This is a genomic window from Haemophilus parainfluenzae, from assembly GCF_003253005.1.
Lineage (GTDB): Bacteria > Pseudomonadota > Gammaproteobacteria > Enterobacterales > Pasteurellaceae > Haemophilus_D > Haemophilus_D parainfluenzae_M.
The window spans coordinates 13,489-34,497 of the sequence record NZ_QEPZ01000009.1 but is presented as its reverse complement, the minus strand read 5'-3'; the positions used below and the strand labels follow the sequence as shown (position 1 = coordinate 34,497).

Genomic DNA, 21,009 nt, shown 5'->3' with positions numbered 1-21,009 from the left:
GAGGTACCAGTAAAATTTTTCAAACAACGTTTAAATATCGAACAACGAAACGCAGAAGCGCTGAAAATAAACATCAAAAAAGAGTAGAATTGGAACAGACTGCTTTTTTTAAGGAGAAAATCATGCATGAGATGTCTCTCTGTCAGAATATTATGGAAATTATTGATCAACAACAGAAAAAGCATGAAATCCATGAAGTGACAGATATTTGGCTAGAAATTGGGGCACTGTCTTGTGTCGAGCAAAGTGCGGTTGAATTTTGCTTTGAAATTATGCGTAAAGATACCATTGCTGAAAATTGCCAATTACATTTTATTCATTTACCCGCGATAGCATGGTGCTGGCAATGTCAAAAGGAAGTAGAGATTGAGGCCTATCAGGATTGCTGTCCACATTGTCACAGTGCATTTTTACAACGTCGAAGTGGTACCGAATTTAGAGTGAAAGAAATTGCCGTAAAATAGCAAGACGTCTAAATTGGCAAATTTAACCTGATCTTTTGAATATAAAATACGCTAACTACTTGATAGTATGTATTTATCTCTCTTCAAAGAATATATTTAAGATAGAGAATATGGTATTCTAACGCATGTGAATTACCATAGATTCTAAGCATTTACAGAATAAACGAAAAATTATTGAGGTGACTTATGTGTACAACCTGTGGCTGTGGCCATCCAGACCAAGTCAGAATCGGAGAATTACCGCATGTTCATCATGATTCCAATGCGCAACATGAAACAAAACTACCTAATTTTTCTCACTCATCCTTCCGTATGCCAGACTCTCCACAACAAGATGAAACCCAGCAACGATTACTGAAAGTAGAGCAAGATATTCTCGGCGCAAACAATCAATTAGCCGATATGAATCGTCGTTTTTTTGCGAATCAGCATATTTTGGCACTTAATCTTGTTTCAAGTCCTGGTTCAGGCAAAACAACCTTATTGACGACTACGTTAAATGCATTAAAAAATGACTATCCTTGTTATGTGATCGAAGGGGATCAGCAAACAGAAAACGATGCCGATCGTATTCGTCAAACCGGTGTGCCGGCAATTCAAGTCAATACAGGTAAAGGATGTCACTTAGATGCACAAATGATTGGTAATGCATTAGTGAAATTGCAGCCACAGGAAAATAGTCTGATGTTTATTGAAAATGTCGGAAACCTAGTCTGCCCATCAGAATTTGATTTAGGCGAGCACGCCAAAGTGGTGATCTTATCCGTGACAGAAGGTGAAGATAAACCACTAAAATATCCGCATATGTTTGCGGCTTCTAAATTAATGATTTTAAATAAAGTTGATTTACTGCCGTACTTAAATTTTGATGTGGAAAAATGTATTGCTTATGCAAAACAAGTGAATCCAACAATTCAGGTCATCCAATTGTCTTCTCAAAGTGGAGAAGGATTACAGCAGTGGCTAGACTGGTTAAAAGCGCAAGAACGATAGGAGCATCAAATGCAGTTTGTTGATGAATTTCGTGATCCTGAACTGGCAAAAAGTCTGTTGCAGCGACTACAAAAAATAATGGAAAAACAACCGCACTTTACACCAGAAAATCCCTTATATTTGATGGAAGTTTGTGGCGGACATACGCATACCATTTTTAAATTTGGGCTGGATCGTTTATTACCGAAAAGTATTGAATTTATTCATGGTCCAGGCTGTCCGGTATGTGTCTTACCGATGGGGCGAATTGATGTATGTATTGAGATTGCTCGTCGTCCAGAAGTGATTTTCTGTACTTTCGGTGATGCGATGCGAGTACGCGGACGTTTAGGCTCATTATTAGAAGCCAAAGCTCAGGGCGCGGATGTTCGAATTGTTTATTCACCGCTTGATGCATTGAATATCGCATCAAATAATCCAGACAAAAAAGTGGTGTTCTTTTCACTTGGTTTTGAAACGACCATGCCAAGTGCCGCAATTACCTTGCAACAAGCGAAAAAACAACAGGTAAAAAACTTTTTTGTGGTATGTCAAAATATTACTATCATCCCGACATTACACAGCTTATTGTCGCAAGGACAAGTAAAAATTGACGGCTTTATTGCGCCCGGTCATGTCAGCATGGTGATTGGTTCTGAACCTTACCAAGAATTGTGTGACACCTATCATAAGCCTTTTGTGATCACTGGTTTTGAACCTTTAGATATCCTACAAGCAATTTTAATGTTGGTAACACAGATTGCTGAACAACGCTGTGAAGTGGAAAACCAGTATAAACGCATTGTACACCAGCATGGCAATATGTTGGCTCAACAGGCAATCAGTGAAGTATTCCGCTTGAAAGCCAGCAGCGAATGGCGTGGATTGGGCGAAATTGCAGAATCTGGCGTAGAACTGACAGATGATTATCAATGCTTTGATGCAGAAGCCCATTTTGCATGTCAGCCACATCAAGTCGCTGATGATCCTGATTCTCGCTGCGGTGATGTATTAATCGGTAAATGCAAGCCGGCTGATTGCCCATTATTTGCTAAAAAATGTAATCCAGACAATGCTTATGGTGCGTTAATGGTGTCTTCCGAAGGGGCATGTGCGGCCTATTATCAATACAGACGGGAATAAAACAATGACTGATTTTATTACAATGGCACACGGAAATGGTGGTGCCACAATGCAAGAGTTGATCCGCGATTATTTTATCGAGGCGTTTGATAACCCAATACTTTCACAAGGTGAAGATCAGGCTCGCATTGCTTTACAAGAGTTGAATGCTTTAGGTGGGACTCTGTCATTTTCTACCGATAGTTTTGTGATTGATCCGATTTTTTTCCCGGGTGGTGACATTGGTAAACTCGCCGTGTGTGGTACAGCTAACGATGTAGCGGTATGTGGTGCTGTACCAAAATATTTATCCTGTGGGTTTATTCTGGAAGAAGGCTTACCATTAGAAACTTTAAAAAAATTGATTCAATCTATGGCAAAAGCCTGTCAGTCAGCCGGTATTCAAGTGGTAACCGGTGATACCAAAGTGGTACAAAAAGGCGCGATAGATAAAGTGTTTATCAATACGGCAGGCATTGGTGTGATTCCAAACGGACTCGACTGGGGTGTACATCGCATTCAACCAGGTGATCAGATTATCGTGAGTGGTACTTTGGGTGATCATGGTGCAACCATTTTGAATTTACGCGAAAATCTTGGTATTCAAACGGACTTACGCAGTGATTGTGCTGTGCTTGCCCCGCTTATTGATTGTATTCGTCCGATTGAAGGGGTGAAAGCCGTGCGCGATGCGACCCGTGGTGGTGTGAATGCGGTACTGCATGAATTTGCACAGGCTCAGAAAGTAGGGATTCAAATTGATGAAACGGTATTACCAATTCGTCAGGAAGTACGCGGTATTTGCGAATTACTTGGTTTGGATGCGTTAAATTTTGCTAATGAAGGTAAATTAGTGATTGTGGCGGATAAAGAAAAAACAGCTGAAATTCTGACCGCGCTTCGTCGCCATCCATTAGGTGAAAATGCGGCCGTAATCGGCGAGGTAACGACTGATGGCAAAGTTCGTGCTGTTGGGCTTTTCGGTCAAAGTCGCTTGTTAGATTTACCGCGTAACGAACCTTTACCACGAATCTGTTAAGCAAAAACCGGTTTAATGTTAAATTAAACCGGTTTTAGTTTGTGAATTGATATGTGCGAGAAGGGTAGTTATTTTTTCCAAATAACGTGGAATTCACGATCTTCTTCTCGGTGTGAAATTAAGAATTTTGCAAACACATCATCCATTTCATCTTTCTCATTCACTAAACCCACCCAAACTTCAGCAAAAGCGTCAGGATCGATTAACACCCCAATTTCTTGTTCCCAATCATCTGCCGTTTCGACAAACTCGACCGCACCACGATCTTCAAATTGCAGGTTGAATAGCATAATATCTGCAGGATCGAGATTTTCGCCTGCCATTTCTAAGAAAATATCATAAGCAAGATCAATCGCAGCATCGGGATCAAGTTTTTGAATATCAGTTGTCATTGGGTTTTCCTTCATCAAGTCAATTGCGCGTATGATACCGCAAGAAATACAAAACAAAAAGTGCGGTCAAATCATCGTTGTTTTTTGACTGCACTTATTTTTAGTTGCTGTAACTAGCCGGTATTTCGCATACCTGCTGCAATACCTGTGATGGTAATCATCAAGGCTTGTTCGACATCAGGGCTTGGGTTTTCAGGCGATTCACGGAAACGACGGAGTAGTTCCACTTGAAGGAGATTGAGCGGATCCGTATAAACATTACGTAACGCAATAGAATCGGCGATCCATGGCAAGTCCGCCATTAATTCATCTTTGTGAGAAAGCGAAAGCACAGTTTTAATATCCGTATTGAGTTGATTACGCAGATTTTCACCTAAGTACCAAAGTTCTTTTTTCACCAAGTTATGATCATACTGTTCAGAAAGCCAAGTATCGGTTTTACTGAACACCATTTCTAACATACCTACACGAGTAGAGAAGAATGGCCACGCTTTACACATTTCTTCAATAATATGACCTTTGCCTTCATCTACAATTTTTTGAATTGCTGCACCCGCACCAAGCCATGCAGGCAACATTAAACGGTTTTGCATCCAAGCAAAAATCCATGGAATGGCACGTAAGCTTTCTACACCACCATTTGGATTACGTTTTGCAGGGCGAGATCCAAGTGGTAGTTTAGACAGTTCTTGTTCCGGTGTAGCACTGCGGAAATAAGGCACGAAGTCTTTATCACCACGAACAACACTACGGTAAATGTCACATGAAGTAGTGGAAAGCTCATCCATAACCGCACGCCATTCTGCTTTTGGTTCTGGTGGTGGAAGTAAGTTTGCTTCTAAAATTGCACTCGCGTAAAGATCAAAGGTTTCAACAGCAACTTCAGGTAAACCAAGTTTAAAGCGGATCATTTCCCCTTGTTCAGTCACACGTAAACCATTTTTGAGTGAACGTGGAGGCTGAGAAAGTAATGCTGCATGTGTAGGTGCACCACCACGACCTATCGTACCTCCACGACCATGGAATAAAGTGAGTTCAATACCCAGTTCTTCGGTTAAATTGACTAATGCTTCTTGTGCACGATATTGTGCCCATGAAGCTGCCATCATTCCCGCATCTTTGGCTGAGTCAGAATAACCAATCATCACCATTTGATGATTGTTAATCACGCCACGATACCAACCAATATTAAACAATTGACGCATGACACCTTCAGAGGCATCTAAGTCATCTAAGGTTTCAAAAAGTGGTACGACAGGAATGTGATAAGGCACGCCCGCTTCTTTTAATAATAAATGCACAGCAAGCACATCAGAGGCACTTCTTGCCATGGAAATAATATAGCAAGCAATTACGCCTTGTTTTTGTAGTGCAATGACTTTGCAAGTCTCTAAAATTTCTTGGGTTTCTGCAGACGGTTCCCAATGGGGTGGAATTAATGGACGGCGAGAATTTAATTCACGTACCAAGAAAGATTGTTTTTCTGCTTCGCTCCATTGTGCATAATCACCAATACCAAGATAACGTGTGATTTCAGCAATCGCATCGGTATGACGCGTGCTTTCTTGACGGATATCCATTTGTGAAAGAGTGACACCAAAACAGCGAATGCGATGCAAAATATCTAATAATGAACCATTGGCAATAATCCGCATGCCACACGCCATTAATGATTGATAGCAGTCATAGAGCGGTTCCCAAAGTTGATTATCTTCCATGATGATATCTGCTTGGCTTACGCGTGGTGGACGATTTGTCATGCTATCTTCAAAGTAATCAAGGGTCATGATAAGTTTTGCTCGAAGCTCTTTGACCACAAAACGATAAGGCTCTAAATGCTCACCATATTTTGCGGTAAATTCTGGCGTGCATTTCACCATAGATAATTCATCGGCAAGGGATTTGATGTCATTTAAGAATAAATCTGCTGCTTTCCAACGAGCAAGATAGAGGACTTGTTGAGTAATTTTTGAAGTAACAAATGGGTTACCATCACGGTCACCGCCCATCCAAGAAGAAATTCTGACAGGACGTAAGCCCACTGGTAAATCGTAGCCCAAAAACTCACGAGCATGTTCATTTAATTGACGTAAGAATTCTGGTACACCTTGCCATAGGCTATTTTCAATCATGGCAAAGCCCCATTTGGCTTCATCAAATGGCGTAGGGCGAATGGTACGGATTTCATTGGTATGCCACGCTTCCGCAATTAAACGAAGTAGCAAGCGTTCAATAATGCCGCGTTCTTTTGGTGTTAAATCATCGTGCTCTAATTTGCTTAAGCATTTATTGATCTCAACATGTTTATGGACTAAAGAACGACGTGTAGTTTCGGTTGGGTGTGCCGTTAATACAAGCTCAATAAGCAAGTTTTCAACGGTTTTGTAAACTTCTTCTTTTGAGGCATTTTGTGCTTTTAAACGTTGAAATAAAGCACTTAATGAACGATTAGAAGATTGTAAATCTTTATGCTGGCGAGAGACCGTTTGGTATTGTTCAGCAATATTTGTCAGATTAAGAAAATGGCTGAATGCACGCGCTACAGGAATAATATTTTCATTTGAAATGGTGGAAAGAGTATCCAACAATGTTTTACGCGCTTGGCTATCGCCCGCTCGAGATTGTTTGGATAATTGGCGAACATTTTCAATTAAGGTAAGAATGTCTTCGCCTTGCGCATCATTAATGGTTTCTCCAAGAAAACGCCCTAACATATTAATATTATGGCGGAGAGTGCGATACTCATCAGTCATATGAACTCCGATAAAGAAAAAATAAAACCAGGAGAGATATAATCAAAAATATGTATCGGGATCAAATGCTATACGTCGAAAACTTGCATTAAATCAAAAAAGGCTAAAATAAGTAAAAAAATGACCGCACTTTTTTAGATAAAATTCAAAGTACGGTCAAAAAGTTTAATGTTTATTTAAGGTTGCGAACTGATTTGCGAATGACGAGTTCTGGATGGATCGCAATTCGGTGTTTTTCGTGATTCTCATTATCTTTATTTGCAATACGCTCAAATAAAAGATTAACCGCTTGTGCACCTAGACGAGATTTCGATTGGTGAATTGTGGTGAGTGGCGGTGCATAGAAACGTGATGAGTGAATATTATCATAGCCAATAATCGAGATATCATCAGGTACGCGCAAACCTTTTTCCGTAATCGCAGAGATTGCCCCTAATGCCATCACGTCATTACAACAGAATACGGCAGTAGGTAGGTTGTCTTGTACGAGAATTTTATTCATACACTCGTAACCATCTTCAGGCTCGAAGAAACCTTCCATAATCCAATTTTCATGAATTGGCAGATTGGCTTCATTCATGGCTTTCACAAAACCTTCATAACGCGTTCTTGCGGTAGTTTTATCCAATTCTCCCGCAATAAGACCAATGGCTTTATGACCACAATCAATTAAGTGCTTAGTCGCAATATAACCGCCGGTAAAGCTGTTATCTTCAATGATATCGGTATCAGCATTAGGGCCCCAATCCATTACCACCATAGGTACGGAAGAGAAACCTGAAAGCACATCAAGTGAATGTTGCGTATATTCAGAACACATCACTAATAAACCATCAACACGTTTTTTGGTGAGCATTTCGACGTGATTTTTAATTTTTTCAGGATCATTTTGTGTATTACACAAAAAAAGTGAATAACCTTGACGATAACAATGATCTTCAACGGCATGAATGATTTCAGCAAAATAAGGGGATTCACTGGTGGTCACAATCATCCCAATAGATTTTGTCGTATTGACTTTTAAACTACGCGCAACAGCACTTGGTGAGTATTTCAAGCTTTTAATGGCTTGCATCACCGCCTCTTCGGTTTCTTTTGCTACAAAACGGGTTTTATTAATTACATGGGACACTGTGGTGGTAGAAACACCAGCCATTTTTGCGACATCTTTAATTGTTGCCATAATTTTGCCTCTAGAGAATTTTTCCCATTATAAAGACTGTAACCAAATAGGTTAAGTAAATTATAAAAAATTTTTGAAAAAACGCGCTTTATTGTTAGAATGGGGTATCTTTAACTAAACAAGTGGGAAATTTAAATGAGTGATTTTGGTTATGCAATGTTAGCTGTAGTGCTTTCTTTAGGTGTTGTAGTAGGTTTAGCGACTGCAATTTTCTAATTGAAAGAAATAACGTACTAATCCATTTAAAATAGACCGCGCTTTAAGCATTTAAAGTGCGGTTATTTTTTTAAGGCTTTTTAAAGTTGTGCTAAAAGCCATGCCATTGGACTATTTCTTTAGTATAATTTGCAACTATTTCTGTTTGTTGTAATCAAAATACTGCAAAAACCAAATTTGAGATAATTATGAATAAATATTTGATTTCACTAGATAAAGATGTTCAGCGTCGTGAGCTGTTTTTTGCTCAACCGGATACAGTAGATTTCGTTGTATTTTCAGCGATTAATACCATGCAAAAAGAGTGGGATGATTTGGCTGAAGTATTCAATCCAACGAAGTTTGAACAGCATTATGGACGCAACGTCACAAAAGGCGAAATTGGTTGTACATTAAGCCATTTATCGGTTTATCGCCAGATCGTAGAAGATCAAAATGTGATGGAAAATGACTATGCGTTAGTCTGTGAAGATGACGCGTTATTCAATTCAAATTTATCGCCAAAAACGATCGAACTTTTAACCGAAAAATGCGATGCGAATATTGTATTAATCGGGCAATCAAAAATTGCGGAATTTGATGATGTGGAATTGGAAATTAATTATCCGACAACCTTCTCATTTTTACGTCAAACAGTTGGGGATGTCACCGTAGCTTATCCATATAAAAGTTATTTTGCAGGCACGGTAGCATACTTAATTAAAAAATCAGCGGCACGTGCATTTTTAAAGCAACTCGAACAAGAAAAACCGTTTTGGCTTGCTGATGATTTCTTATTATTTGAAACCCAATTCCAGATTAATAACAATGTGATTCGTCCGCTTGTGGCCATTGAAAATCCACAATTAGTGAGTAATTTGGAAGCGATTCGAGGTTCAAAATCTAATAATTTAGTGAAGAAATTAATTAAATATCCGCTCAAAAAAATCTTAGCAGTGAAAAAGAATTTAGGAAAATAACGTAAAAATGACCGCACTTTTTAATCTTTTTTATCTTTACGATCCTTGGCTATTTCATGTCGTACGAATGTCATTCGTCGCGGGTTTAGCAGCATTGGCTGTACTGGCTTATCAATACCTTAAAAAACAGAAACCCCAAGGCATCACCGTGCCATTGGATAGTTTAGCCGTTATCATTGGGCTGATTGCATTTAGCGTGATTCCGCTTTTAGTCAATGGTACACGAGATTTTTCCGTCATCATTATGTATGTGAAAGCGCTGATTTTATTTATCTTTGGTGTGGGACTTTATAATGCTTTCTATGCCAATGTAAATGGTCAACAGAACGTGGTGCGTGATTTACAACTTGGTGTGGTAGTGCAATTTGTAGTGGGCATCATTGGCTTGCTTGGCGCATCATTTATGATCGATTTCTTGCTTTCGACCAATGCGGTGTTGCCCGCACGTTTTTATGGTTCAGAGCAGGAATATCGCTTATATAACATCACCGCAACCGCCTTTTTCCAACTGAGTTTATTCTATTTAATACTGTTGCATTTCTTACTGGCTTACAACGCTAAACATAATACACTTCCAAGTATTTTAGTGTTTTTTATGCTATGTATCGGATTAATTTCAGGACGTACATTCCTTCTGTTATCAGTTGTGAGCATTTTGGTGTATTTCAAATGGCGTTATGTGCCATCACTCATTGCATTTGCTATTTTGGTATTGTTATTGGCGTATTTCTTACCAGAAAATCCTTATGTTGCACATGCTTTAGAACCGGTGATTAATTTATTACACGGAGCAGGATTTGTCAGTTCGTCAACCGATACGTTGATGAAAAACCATCTCTTCATGCCAACACTTAAACAGTTTATTTATGGCGATGGTATGTATATGACCGGTGAGTTAGAAGTTGGCCGTTACTATGGGCATACGGATTCTGGTTTCTTACGCCAAATTCTTTATGGTGGCGTGTCTTATGCTTTAGTGTGTTTTGCCGTGACATTCTATTTTGTACGCAAAGTCGCCTTAAATTGGTTTGATGGCAGTTGGAAATTTATTCTTTCTGCCTTTGTGATTTTGGCATTCTGTAATATCAAAGCCGATACCTTTGCTTTCCCCGGCATTATGTTTGTCATGTTAATGTTCTTATCGCTTTTTGGCACTCACGGTAAACAGCTTATTTTATTTAAACAAAAGGAGCCGAAAGATGTTTAGTATCATCGTGCCTTCTTATAATCGGAAAGAAGAAATTCCAGTGTTATTGGAAAGTTTAACCAAACAAACCACCTATAATTTTGATGTGGTGATTGTGGATGATTGCTCGAAAGAGCCTGTTGAAGTGACACAATCTTATCCATTTGCAGTTAAAGTCATTCGTAACGAAACTAATCAAGGTGCCGCAGAAAGTCGTAATATCGGGGCAAGAAATGCCGATAATGAATGGTTGTTATTCCTTGATGATGATGATCGTTTTGCTAACGACAAATGTCAAAAATTGGCGGATATTATTTCCGATCATGCCAATATTAACTTTGTTTACCATCCGGCCAAATGTGAAATGGTCAATGAAGGTTTTAGCTATGTGACCAACCCAATTGAGCCACAAGAGATCAGCGTTGAGCGAATTTTACTGGCAAATAAAATCGGCGGTATGCCGATGATTGGGGTGAAAAAAGATCTGTTTTTAAAAATTGGCGGATTATCGACCGCACTTCGTTCATTGGAAGATTATGATTTCTTGCTGAAACTTGTGCAAGAGCCAACGTTTAAAGCGTGCAAAGTAGCAGAACCATTAACTTATTGTACGTTCCATACTAAGCGTTCTAGCGTATCAACGGATACGACTAATACGCAAAAAGCGATTGATTATATCCGTGAAAATTATGTGAAAACGGCAGAGCAAGAAAAGAATTTTGCTATCAACGCACAATATATGTTGGCTTACCCACATGTTATGAATTTATCACGTAAAGCCGCTTTTTACTATTTTGAGATTTTTAAATTAACGAAAAGTATTAAGCAGCTAATTATTGCCTTTGTGGTTCTAATTTCACCTAAATTGGCAATTAATTTGAAACGGTTTATGTAGATAACTTATTAGATAGAGAAGTATGAAATTTTCAGTTTTAATGTCCTTATACTTTAAGGAAAATCCACAATATTTAAGAGAATGTTTTGAAAGTTTAGTGGCTCAAACCCACCCTGCAGATGAGATTGTGTTGGTGTTTGACGGTGCGGTAACGCCAGAATTGGAAGCCGTGGTTGCTGAATTTGAAACCAAATTACCCTTAAACTTAGTGAAGTTGCCAAAGAACTTAGGCTTAGGCAAAGCACTCAATGAAGGATTGAAACATTGTTCACATGATTGGGTTTTCCGTATGGACACCGATGATATTTGTGTGCCAGAACGTTTTGCGAAACAAGTGGCGTTTATTGAGCAAAATCCGGATACGATTATTTTCGGTGGGCAGATTGCTGAGTTTGGCGAAAATATTCAAGACATCGTGGCATATCGTAATGTGCCGACTGAAGCACAATATATCGTTAAATTTACGCAAAAACGTTGCCCGTTCAATCACATGACAGTCGCGTATCAAAAAAGTGCGGTCATTAATTGTGGTGGATATGAAGATTTACAGGAAGATTATTACCTGTGGATTAAGCTTGTGGCACAAGGTCAAAAAGTGGCAAACTTGCCGGACATTTTAGTTTATGCCCGCGTGGGTAATGGCATGGTAGGGCGTCGTCGTGGTTTAAACCAAGCGAAAGCAGAATGGCGTTTATTTAAATTGAAGCACCGCTTAGGTATTCAAGACTTATTTTCTGGCCTATTCACCTTTGCCTTGCGTTCTGGTTCTCGCTTGCTACCAACCTCATTATTAAAAGCGGTTTATAATCAATTCTTACGTAAATAATAACTATATTGATAACGAAAAAAGGAAAACAAATGAATTTAATCTCAACGTTAAAAATGACTGCATTATCGACCGCACTTTTATTAGTCGGTTGTTCAAGCAGTACTACGACAACATCATCAACAAAAAGTATTCCATCAGTAAGCAGTAATGCTGTTTATAGCAAACCAAGAACTTTAGATAACTTTAATGATTATGTACAGTTCTTAAAAGGTAAAGCGGCTGCCGAAGGCGTCTCGTTGTCAGTATTGAATGCACAAAATAATATTCAGTATATGCAAAAGGCCGTGGATTTAGATCGTGCACAAGCGGGTAGAAGTCAGCGTAATGCAGATAAACCACAGTTACCCAATCCAAACGGCACAACCAATTATTTGAATAAAGTACTGACTCAAAACAAAGTGGATATTGCCGAAGAGCGTTATTGGGAAGTCCAAGCACCATTACAACAAGCAAGCCAACGTTATGGTGTTCAACAGGAATATATCCTTGCCTTATGGGGAATGGAAAGTAGCTTTGGTCACTACCAAGGTAGCTATGATGTGCTTTCCGCTTTAGCTACATTAGCCTTTGACGGCAGACGTGAAGCCTTATTCAGTAAAGAATTTGTGAATGCGATGAAAATGTTAGAACGTGATCATATTCAACGTCACAGAATGTTAGGTTCTTGGGCGGGCGCAATGGGACAAACTCAATTTATGCCAAGTGCATTCTTAAACTATGCGGCAGATGGTAATAATGATGGCGTGAAGGATATTTGGACAAGCCAATTTGATGCGTTTGCTTCAATTGCAAATTATCTTCACACTGTAGGTTGGGATAACAAATTGCCTTGGGGTGTAGAAGTCACATTAAATCAACCATTAGATTTATCACTTTCAGGTATTGAGAAAAACAAAGCTCGTTCACTCAGCGACTGGCAGTCTAAAGGCGTCACTTTAGCAAGCTTTAGCCAACAAGAACAAGATAAACTTGCCGCGCTTTCTCAAGCTGATCTTTGGTTAGTTCGTCCCGATAAAGAAGTTGGTCGCGCATTCTTGGTCTCCAATAACTATCGCACGATTTTAGATTGGAACAAATCAAATTACTTCGGCGTGAGCATCGGTATGTTTGCTGATCGCATTAAGATGGCCACCGGCTTGTAGAAAATTATTTTCCTTTTATAATCCAGCAAAGCTTTGTTGGATTATTTTTTTATCTGTAATTTGAATATTTGGAGAACACAATGCAAAAAAAATGGCTTTCTATTTTATTGTTTGCACCTTTGATGCAGAGCAATTATGCCTTAGCTGATCAAGCTAAGGAAAAAGAATTGAATTATCAAGGATTGGGCGAAGTTCTGTTTTTTGATAAATCACTTTCTTTTAATAAAACACAAAGCTGTTCAACTTGTCACAATCCGGGGACGGCCTTTGTGGATCAACGTAAAAATTCGGCAAATCAAATGGTCTCCGAGGGGGATAATCCGCATCTTCATGGTAATCGCAATGCCAACACCGCACTTTATGCGATGTTTTCACCAGATTTTCATTTTGATGAAAAAATTCAAGATTATGTTGGCGGACAATTCTGGGATGGGCGTGCAAAAGATTTAGCCGAGCAAGCAGGTGGTCCACCTATTAATCCAGTGGAAATGGGCATGCCAGATAAAAAATCGATTGTCGAACGTCTAAAAGCGAATTCAATTTATTACAAGGCAATTACGGATATTTATGGTGAAAGTATTTGGGCTGATACCGACAAAATCTATGCTATTATGGAAAAAGCTATTGCGGAGTTCGAAAAGCATGAATTATTTGCGCAATTCTCTTCAAAATATGATCGTGCATTAAAAAATGAAGCGGAATTGACCGTACTTGAAGCGGAAGGTAAGGCATTATTTTTCGATAAAACACGAACAAACTGCAGTAACTGCCATCAATCAAGTGATGCGAATTCTGCAAAAGAAACCTTTACGAATTATCGCTATTACAATATCGGCGTGCCAAGTAACCAAGCGTTAATTAAGTTTAATAAACTCGCAGCTGATTATGTGGATAATGGATTGTTGGATAATCCAATGGTAAAAGGCGATGAAAAGCAAAAAGGTAAATTTAAAGTGCCAACATTGCGTAACATTGGTGTCACAGCACCTTATATGCATAACGGCGTTTTCCGTGATTTAAAAACCGTTTTGCTATTTAAAGACAGTTTTAATAATCCTAATCGTAAAATTAATCCTGAAACAGGAAAAGCGTGGGATAAAGCCGAATATGCTCCAACCATTAATCCTGATGTTTTAAAAGCCAAACCGCTTACAGATGAAGAGATTAATGCGTTAGAGGCATTCTTAAAAACGTTAACTGACGAAGCTTACGAAGAATAATTAAACGCCTGAGTTGAGTTTAGCAATCGTTTTCTCTATTATGTACACCGATAATTATTATCATTTTTTAATTGTTTAATTTTGCTCAGGAGGTTTTTCTTATGAAAAGACGTTTTTCAACTTTAGCGATTACTACCATTCTTGGTTTAAGTGCTGGTTTTGCCAATGCTGATCCCGTGAAAGTAAAAGATATACTTGATCGTGAAGTCACTGTAGATTTACCGGCAAAACGCGTGGTACTTGGTTTCTATTACCAAGATTATATGGCAGTTGGTGGTGACAAAGCTTTAGATAACGTTGTCGGTTTTTCTAAGAAAGTCTGGTCTTCTTGGGCACCAGCAAGCTGGGAGTTATTCAGCAAAGCGGTGCCAAAATTGAATCAATTAGATGATGTGGGTGAAGTAGAGGAAGGTACGTTCTCTGTGGAAAAAGTGCTTTCATTAAAACCTGATCTTTTAGTCTTAGCCGATTGGCAGTACGAAATGCTAGGATCTGATTTAGATGCGATCAATGAAGCTGGTATTCCAATTGTTGTATTAGATTACAACGCTCAAACCTTAGATAAACACATCAAATCAACGGAAATTATTGGTCAATTGACGGGGCAGAAAGATCGTGCTGCGAAAATGGCTAAAGAATACAAAGATATTGTAGAACATATTCAAACGACGGTTAAAAATGCGAAATTAGCAAAACAACCGAAAGTGTATGTCGAGTTTGGTCGTGGTGGCCCTGCTGAACAAGGGGTGACATTCTTCTCAAGCATGTGGGGCTCTATGATTAGCCTTGTAGGCGCAGAAAACGTTGCACCTGCAGAAATCGGTAAATGGGGCACATTAGCTGCAGAAAAAGTATTAGCCGCGAAACCGGATGCGATTATTATTACCGGCCGTGAAACTGAATTGAAGAAAAATCAAGAAGGCATGGTAATGGGCTTTGGTATTGAAAAAGCAGAAGCGGAACGTCGTTTAAATGGATTCAAACAACGTGCAGGCTGGGCAGAATTACCGGCTGTGAAAAATAATCGTGTTTATGCCGCATATCATGCGAACTCTCGTACTTTATCAGACAGTGCTTCCGTTCAGTTTGTAGCTAAAGCAGCGTATCCTGATCTGTTTAAAGATTTAGATCCACAACAAACTTACTTAAACTTCTATAAAAACTACTTACCGGTTACCCCGGAAGGTACGATTTATCTTTTCCCAGAAACCAAATAAGGGAAATACTAATCAATGAAAAACAATTCTATTGTAGCAGATATTGTGGCTAACCAGCGTAAGCTTGAACGCAAACGCTGGTTTGTTATTTTATTTTTTCTTGTGATTGGCATGGTTAGCCTTATTCTCGACGTGATGACAGGCCCAGCGATGCTATCGGTATCTGAAGTTGTGAATGCGTTATTCGGTATCGGTGAAGTCGATAAAATGATAGACAATATTGTGCATAATTTACGTTTACCTATGGCATTGATGGCGCTTGTAGTCGGGGCAACACTGGCTGTAGGTGGGGCAGAGATCCAAACCTTATTAAATAACCCTATGGCAAGTCCTTATACATTAGGACTCGCTGCAGCAGCCGGTTTTGGGGCTTCTGTTGTGATTGCTTTCGGAAGTTTTGGTTTACCAGTACAAGTTGCAGTGCCAATTGGTGCGTTTGTCATGACCATGCTTGCGTCAGGGATTCTTTTCTTGTTCGCGTCTAAACGTCGTTTTAATTCTGAAATGCTCGTGTTGGTAGGGATTGCATTGCTCTTTATTTTTCAATCCTTACTTTCATTAGTACAATTTATTTCGGCTCCCGAAGTCTCGCAACAAATTCTGTTTTGGCTATTCGGTAGCTTAAATAAAGCCACGTGGCAAAGTTTAATCATCATTATTGTTGTGACGACGATATGCGTAGCATTACTTTCAAAAGAGCTTTGGAAATTGACCGCACTTCGTTTAGGTGAAGATCGTGCAGCGAGTCTTGGGATCAATTTGCAAGTATTACGTATCAAGGTATTAGTTCTTGTCGCAATGATGACGGCGACGGCAATTAGTTTTGTGGGCGTGATTGGCTTTATCGGCTTAGTTGCACCACATGTTGCTCGAATGTTACTTGGTGAAGATCAACGTTTCTTCTTACCGGGCGCAATGTTAGTCGGTGCAGCATTCTTATCCCTCTCTTCGGTATTATCCAAAGTCATTATCCCTGGTGCATTGTTCCCAGTGGGGATTGTGACCTCTTTTATTGGAGTGCCTTTCTTCTTTTGGATTATTTTAAACAACAAGAGGGGACAATAATGTTAGAATTAAAGAATCTTACGGTAAAACGAGGTGATCTCACCGTAGCCGATCACATTAATGTCCGTTTTGAGGAAGGCAAAGTGTATACGGTGCTTGGGCCAAACGGCACGGGAAAATCCTCCATGCTGAAAACTATTTTTGGTGAATTGCCACATGAAGGAATGATTACCTATCAAGGCAAACAGCTAGAACGGACGAAGTTAGCGGATTGGCGTAAACCAATTGGCTATATGCCTCAAGATAGCCGAGTAGATGCAAGCTTGACCGCACTTGAAGTTGTCCTTTTGGGGCGAATGGATAGTCTAACGATGCGAGTGAGCGATGAGCTTCTCACTGAAGCAGCAAGTATTATGGCTCAATTAGGTATTGGTCATTTAGCCCATCGTGATATTCTGAATCTCAGTGGTGGACAGCGTCAAATGGTGATGTTTGCCCAGGTTTTATTACGTGAGCCACAGATTCTAATGTTGGACGAGCCGGTGAGTGCGTTAGATATGCATCATCAGCTTAATCTATTAGAAGAAGTTTACACCTATACGAAACAGAAAAATCTGATTACTATAATGGTATTACATGATTTAAGTCTTGCTGCTCAATTTTCAGATGAGCTGATTTTACTTGGTGAAAGTAAAGTGCAAGGCGTGGGGGATGCTCATCATGTTTTACAAGTAGAAACCATTAATCGTTTATATCGTGTAAACGTTGAATTATTGCAATGTAGTTCCGGTTTGCCAGTGGTTCGTCCACAACGTAAATCAGCACATTCTTAGAAGGAAATGAAAATGAAGAAAATCGTACTTGCAGCATTATTAGGTTTAAGTTTTGCTGCTCAAGCCGCTCATCATGACATCAAAATGTTGAATTCAAATAGTGAAGGATCAATGGTTTTTGAACCGGGTTATTTAAAAGTACAACCAGGTGATACAGTGACATTTCGTCCAGAAAATAAAAGCCACTTTGTACACAGTAAAGCGATTCCTGAAGGTGCACAAAAATTCCAATCTGAAGAAGATCAGGAGCTTACAATCACTTTAGATAAAGAAGGCGTTTATGTTTATACTTGCCCTGTACACCGCTCGATGAATATGAATGGTGTGATTCAAGTAGGTGATAATCTACCAAACAAAGAACAAGCAGAGAAAGTGGTGAAAGATCTTGAGAAGAAATCCATGACGAACAAAGGTCGTCTTGAAAAATATTTTGCTCAAGTAAAATAATTATTGAAATCGATGCGCCAGTTTAATGATTGGCGCATCTTCTTTATGCTTAAACCAGTCATTATTTACCATGCTTACGATTACTACTTGCAAAACTTATCCTTCAGCCCCTCAAAATCTTATCCCTGTACAAATACAACTTTCTAATCAAGGTATTCCTACTCAATTTTTACCTTGGCAAGAAACATTACAGAGTCAGTTTATTCTGCCTTTAGCCGCATGGGATTACGCAAATTTCTATGATGAATTTACTCAATGGATTAAACAGCATAAGAATGCATTCATTAATCCTACTGAATTAATGTTATGGAATAGTCATAAAGGTTATCTATGTGATTTGCAGAATTGGGGTGTCAATGTTATTCCTACTCTTATTTGCTCAACAAAAACATCTGAGATTTTGACCGCACTTGAACGCCAAGATTGGCCTGAATTTGTCATTAAACCCACTGTAGGGCAGAGCGGTAATTTAGTGACAAAACTCAGACAAGGTGAAGCGTTACCCAATCTTTCCGCGTATGGTGAGCAAGTTGTGTTACAGCCGTTTATTCCTGAAGTAGCAATAAATGGTGAAACTAGCTTGATTTTTTTCAATGGTGTATTTAGTCATGCTATTCGCCGACAGCCACCTCAAAATGAATGGCGAGCGAATTCACAATATAAAGTTGAAATTATCCCTGTTGAGGTTGATGAGCATATCATTGAAACAGCACGCCATGTTTTACATAAATTACCTGAAATGCCCGTCTATGCACGAGTAGATGGAACGATTATTGACAATACATTTTTATTGAATGAATTAGAGTTGATTGAGCCAGCGTTATATTTAGATCGTTGGGAAGAGGCAACAGAACGATTTGTAGATGTGTTGAAAAGTAAAATACTAAAATAAGTGCATAAAAAAACCTTACTTGTTACAGTAAGGTTTTTTTCATCTTTAACGATTAATTATTTTGCAGCTGGAGCAGCTGGTGCTGCAGGTGCAAATTTTTGTGCTAAATCAGCACCGTCTTTTTGTAATTTAGCTACTGCAGCTTGTAGTTTTTCAACTTTAGCTTGGTAAGCTTTAGTTTGTTCTTCAGTTGGTGCTTTAGTTGCTAAGTTTAATTGATCAACTAATAATTCGCTTGATAATGCAAGCACTTCTTTATTTTGATCTTTAATACTTTTCACTGAAGGCGCAGTAATATCTAATTTATCTAAGCTTGCGATAGTATCTTCAACAGTTTTGTTGAAAGTTTTGATTGCTTCTTCAATTTTTTTCTCATCTTTTGCTTGAACCGCAGCACTTAAATCAGATTGAAGTGTTTGTTGTGCAGCCATTTGAGCTTGCGCTTGGCTTGCGTTCCATTCAAGTAATTTGTTGTAGTCAGCTTGTTCTTGAGCGGGGGTCGCTTCAGCAGGTTTAGCCGCTTCAGCTGGTTTTACTGCTTCTTGTTTAGCTTCTGGCACAGGCTGAGTAGTTTCAGGTTTTGCTGGAGCCGGTTTATCTGCTGGTTTATCACAAGCAGTTAAGAATAATGCAAATAATGCAGTTGCACTGATTTTAGTAAATTTGTTCATAAACAATCCTTTATTGATATATAAAAAATTTCTTAGCTTATAAAAACTAAGCCCTTTCTAAGACCTTACATTCTAAAATTAGTTTAAAAAAATTTCAAAAACTATTTTAGTGTTTGAATATATTCACTTAAATTATGAATATCTTGTTCACTTAAACGTTGTTTTGCAGGACTCCCTGCACCTGTAATATTTCCCGCTTTTCGTTCTGAAAGTGCGGTTGAAATTTCTTCTGGTTTTAGTTGATTAATAATTTTTGACTCACCCATTGCTGGTTTTTCGCCTTGTTTCCCATGACAAGTAGCACAAGAGCGTTTATATACCTTTTCTGCTTTTACTAAGTCAGCTTCGGCAGAAAGCGCTGGGGTTGCAAATAAAAAGCCTAAAACGGGTAAAAGTGTAGAGAGTAAGTAAATTCGTTTTTGCATTTTGGCTAGCCTTTAAATAATTTATCTAAATCTGCTGCGGGAATCGCCCCTTCATATTTAGCCTGAATATTGCCTTCAGGTGTGATCACAAAGCTTGTTGGCGTGCCGATAAGCTGATAGCGTTCAGCAGTGATTTTTAATTGGTCTTTGATAACAGGCAGCGTAAGCTGACGTTTGGCGACTACGGCTTTAGTATCCACTTTATCACCATCTACGTTAATAGCGATAAGTTGAACCTTATTTGGATTAGCTTCAGCCAATTTTTCAAATTCTTTTAACTCAGCGACACATCGACCACAGGTTTCAGACCAGAATGTGAGCAGGCGAGTGCCTTTCCAATCATCAAGTTTCACTTCTTTACCTTGTAAATCATAGGCAGCGATGTCTGGCGCTTTTTGACCAATAGCCGCGACTTCGTCTTTACAAGAAACGCTGCCAAAAATGACCGCACTTATCGCAAGTAATTTTACGAATTTATTTTTCATGAATGTCCTCTTTTACAAATTTTCCGTGATGGAGATAAATAACACGATCGGTTAACTCACCCAATTCAGGATTGTGTGTAACCATGACGATGGTTCGACCTTGGCGATTTAATTCTTGTAGTAAATCCAGTACAAGTGCTTCATTTTTTTCGTCTAGGTTACCCGTAGGCTCATCGGCAAAAATAACCGGAGGTTGGTTCACTAATGCACGAGCAATACACACCCGTTGTTGTTCGCCTCCAGAAAGTTGGCTTGGACGGTGATCAATACGATGACCTAATCCCACTTGTTCAAGTACCGCTTTAGCCGCTGCTTCATCAATCACACTGTGATAGTGCTGTGCGAGCATTACATTTTCAAGTGCAGTCAAATAAGGAATTAAATGGAATTGTTGGAAGACTAGACCAATTTTTTCCGCTCGGAAACGTTGACGACCTACTTCATCCAGTTGTGCGGCATCGACGCCGTCTAAAATCACTTTACCTTCACTGGCGGTATCTAAGCCAGTTAGAATATTCATGAGTGTGGTTTTACCCGAACCCGATGCACCCATGATGGCAATAAACTCACCTTGACGAATTTGAATATTAATATCTTCTAAAGCAGTGACTTGCCCGAATCGTTTATATAAATGTTGCGTTTCAATCACAAATTCACTCATT

General features: G+C 39.1%; 22 protein-coding genes. 15 read left to right on the top strand and 7 right to left on the bottom strand.

The window, feature by feature from the left end; genetic code table 11:
- Positions 1-122 precede the first annotated feature (122 nt).
- The 4 genes from hypA (at position 123) to hypE (ending at position 3,597) form a co-directional block, all read left to right on the top strand.
- Entirely contained in the window at positions 123-464 is a 342-nt protein-coding gene (gene hypA, locus DPV97_RS08975; RefSeq protein WP_070713119.1) for a hydrogenase maturation nickel metallochaperone HypA, read from the top strand.
- 186 nt (positions 465-650) lie between these two features.
- Positions 651-1,457 (top strand): hydrogenase nickel incorporation protein HypB, encoded by an 807-nt coding sequence (hypB, locus tag DPV97_RS08970; RefSeq protein ID WP_070713122.1) that lies wholly within the window; start codon positions 651-653, stop codon positions 1,455-1,457.
- Positions 1,458-1,466: 9 nt separating this feature from the next.
- On the top strand, positions 1,467-2,579 hold the full coding sequence (gene hypD / locus DPV97_RS08965; protein ID WP_070713124.1) for a hydrogenase formation protein HypD: 1,113 nt from the start codon (positions 1,467-1,469) through the stop codon (positions 2,577-2,579).
- A gap of 4 nt (positions 2,580-2,583) precedes the next feature.
- Positions 2,584-3,597: a hydrogenase expression/formation protein HypE gene (hypE, locus tag DPV97_RS08960; RefSeq protein ID WP_070713129.1), complete on the top strand. Its 1,014-nt coding sequence runs from the start codon at positions 2,584-2,586 to the stop codon at positions 3,595-3,597.
- Between the two features lie 68 nt (positions 3,598-3,665).
- Here the strand turns inward: hypE and DPV97_RS08955 are convergent, their stop codons facing one another.
- From DPV97_RS08955 to purR, 3 genes are all read right to left on the bottom strand, one after another.
- A complete protein-coding gene (locus tag DPV97_RS08955) occupies positions 3,666-3,989 on the bottom strand; it encodes an HI1450 family dsDNA-mimic protein (protein ID WP_049357433.1) in 324 nt (107 codons plus the stop codon).
- 113 nt (positions 3,990-4,102) lie between these two features.
- A complete protein-coding gene (ppc, locus tag DPV97_RS08950) occupies positions 4,103-6,742 on the bottom strand; it encodes a phosphoenolpyruvate carboxylase (RefSeq protein WP_070713131.1) in 2,640 nt (879 codons plus the stop codon).
- A gap of 172 nt (positions 6,743-6,914) precedes the next feature.
- Positions 6,915-7,925 carry an HTH-type transcriptional repressor PurR gene (gene purR, locus DPV97_RS08945; RefSeq protein ID WP_070713133.1) on the bottom strand — a complete coding sequence of 337 codons (1,011 nt, stop codon included), beginning with the start codon at positions 7,923-7,925 and terminating at the stop codon, positions 6,915-6,917.
- Positions 7,926-8,329: 404 nt separating this feature from the next.
- Here purR and DPV97_RS08940 point away from each other — a divergent pair, with 404 nt between their 5' ends.
- The 11 genes from DPV97_RS08940 to DPV97_RS08890 all read left to right on the top strand — a co-directional run bounded on the left by DPV97_RS08940 (position 8,330) and on the right by DPV97_RS08890 (position 18,766).
- On the top strand, positions 8,330-9,100 hold the full coding sequence (locus tag DPV97_RS08940; protein WP_070713136.1) for a glycosyltransferase family 25 protein: 771 nt from the start codon (positions 8,330-8,332) through the stop codon (positions 9,098-9,100).
- Between the two features lie 7 nt (positions 9,101-9,107).
- Complete coding sequence (locus tag DPV97_RS08935; protein ID WP_070713138.1) at positions 9,108-10,307, top strand: hypothetical protein; 1,200 nt, start codon at positions 9,108-9,110, stop codon at positions 10,305-10,307.
- Positions 10,300-11,181, top strand: coding sequence for a glycosyltransferase family 2 protein (locus tag DPV97_RS08930; protein ID WP_070713141.1), 882 nt, complete (start codon positions 10,300-10,302; stop codon positions 11,179-11,181). The genes DPV97_RS08935 and DPV97_RS08930 overlap by 8 nt, the downstream gene beginning before the upstream one ends.
- Before the next feature lie 22 nt (positions 11,182-11,203).
- Entirely contained in the window at positions 11,204-12,007 is an 804-nt protein-coding gene (locus DPV97_RS08925; RefSeq protein ID WP_070713143.1) for a glycosyltransferase family 2 protein, read from the top strand.
- A gap of 32 nt (positions 12,008-12,039) precedes the next feature.
- Positions 12,040-13,152, top strand: coding sequence for a lytic murein transglycosylase (locus tag DPV97_RS08920; RefSeq protein ID WP_049363125.1), 1,113 nt, complete (start codon positions 12,040-12,042; stop codon positions 13,150-13,152).
- Between the two features lie 80 nt (positions 13,153-13,232).
- Complete coding sequence (locus tag DPV97_RS08915; protein ID WP_070713146.1) at positions 13,233-14,372, top strand: cytochrome-c peroxidase; 1,140 nt, start codon at positions 13,233-13,235, stop codon at positions 14,370-14,372.
- A 101-nt stretch (positions 14,373-14,473) separates the two neighbouring features.
- Positions 14,474-15,589 (top strand): ABC transporter substrate-binding protein, encoded by a 1,116-nt coding sequence (locus DPV97_RS08910; protein WP_070713149.1) that lies wholly within the window; start codon positions 14,474-14,476, stop codon positions 15,587-15,589.
- Between the two features lie 15 nt (positions 15,590-15,604).
- Positions 15,605-16,654 carry a FecCD family ABC transporter permease gene (locus tag DPV97_RS08905; RefSeq protein WP_070713152.1) on the top strand — a complete coding sequence of 350 codons (1,050 nt, stop codon included), beginning with the start codon at positions 15,605-15,607 and terminating at the stop codon, positions 16,652-16,654.
- Positions 16,654-17,427 (top strand): ABC transporter ATP-binding protein, encoded by a 774-nt coding sequence (locus DPV97_RS08900; RefSeq protein ID WP_070713156.1) that lies wholly within the window; start codon positions 16,654-16,656, stop codon positions 17,425-17,427. Before DPV97_RS08905 ends, DPV97_RS08900 begins: the two co-directional genes overlap by 1 nt.
- A gap of 12 nt (positions 17,428-17,439) precedes the next feature.
- Positions 17,440-17,874 carry a pseudoazurin gene (locus tag DPV97_RS08895; RefSeq protein ID WP_049363117.1) on the top strand — a complete coding sequence of 145 codons (435 nt, stop codon included), beginning with the start codon at positions 17,440-17,442 and terminating at the stop codon, positions 17,872-17,874.
- A 70-nt stretch (positions 17,875-17,944) separates the two neighbouring features.
- Positions 17,945-18,766 carry an ATP-grasp domain-containing protein gene (locus DPV97_RS08890; protein WP_070713192.1) on the top strand — a complete coding sequence of 274 codons (822 nt, stop codon included), beginning with the start codon at positions 17,945-17,947 and terminating at the stop codon, positions 18,764-18,766.
- A gap of 56 nt (positions 18,767-18,822) precedes the next feature.
- On the opposite strand, the gene DPV97_RS08885 is transcribed toward DPV97_RS08890, so the two are convergent.
- From DPV97_RS08885 to DPV97_RS08870, 4 genes are all read right to left on the bottom strand, one after another.
- Complete coding sequence (locus DPV97_RS08885; RefSeq protein WP_070713158.1) at positions 18,823-19,437, bottom strand: PM1805 family lipoprotein; 615 nt, start codon at positions 19,435-19,437, stop codon at positions 18,823-18,825.
- A gap of 101 nt (positions 19,438-19,538) precedes the next feature.
- Entirely contained in the window at positions 19,539-19,862 is a 324-nt protein-coding gene (locus tag DPV97_RS08880; protein ID WP_054418925.1) for a c-type cytochrome, read from the bottom strand.
- 5 nt (positions 19,863-19,867) lie between these two features.
- A complete protein-coding gene (locus DPV97_RS08875) occupies positions 19,868-20,347 on the bottom strand; it encodes a TlpA family protein disulfide reductase (protein ID WP_070713161.1) in 480 nt (159 codons plus the stop codon).
- Positions 20,337-21,008, bottom strand: coding sequence for an ABC transporter ATP-binding protein (locus tag DPV97_RS08870; RefSeq protein WP_070713163.1), 672 nt, complete (start codon positions 21,006-21,008; stop codon positions 20,337-20,339). Before DPV97_RS08870 ends, DPV97_RS08875 begins: the two co-directional genes overlap by 11 nt.
- Between the last annotated feature and the right edge of the window lies 1 nt (position 21,009).